This window comes from Pseudomonas viridiflava (assembly GCF_900602065.1).
Taxonomy (GTDB): domain Bacteria; phylum Pseudomonadota; class Gammaproteobacteria; order Pseudomonadales; family Pseudomonadaceae; genus Aquipseudomonas.
In genome coordinates this window covers 1-430 of the sequence record NZ_UWFN01000088.1, presented here as the reverse complement: position 1 = coordinate 430, position 430 = coordinate 1, and the positions used below count along the sequence as shown (strand labels likewise).

At 58.4% G+C, this 430-nt stretch carries 1 protein-coding gene; it reads right to left on the bottom strand.

Annotated elements, in window-relative coordinates; translation table 11 throughout:
• On the bottom strand, positions 1–415 hold a 415-nt coding region (locus EE949_RS01390), incomplete at its 3' end, for a GntR family transcriptional regulator (RefSeq protein ID WP_164666678.1).
• Between the last annotated feature and the right edge of the window lie 15 nt (positions 416–430).

Below are 430 nucleotides of genomic sequence, written 5' to 3'. Positions count from 1 at the left end.
ATGGGGTGAGCGCTCTTGCGGCGATGCCCATGGATTTCGCCAGGCGTGGCAACGGATAAAGATGAGGGCTGGGAAACGCCGAGCCGAACGGAACGGTGTCTGGATCCTTGAGCGACGCCAGCACCGAAAAGATCAGGTCGCTGACACTGACCTCCGTCCCTTCGCTCACATGCCTGACCAGCTCGGGCTCGGTCATGGTCTGTGGGCCGTACTCGCGCACGTAATAACCCGAACGGGCACGCGCCTGAATGAGTCCTTTGTCCTCCAGCAAATAGTAAGCCTTGAAAACCGTTGTCGGACTGACCGAATACGTACGGCTCGCCACACGCACTGAGGGGACTTTTTCGCCGGGTGGCAGAATCCCGCTGCGGATCATTTCAGCGATGTCGGCGGCGAATTTTTCGTAGCGTTTCATGGAAGGCATCGAGAA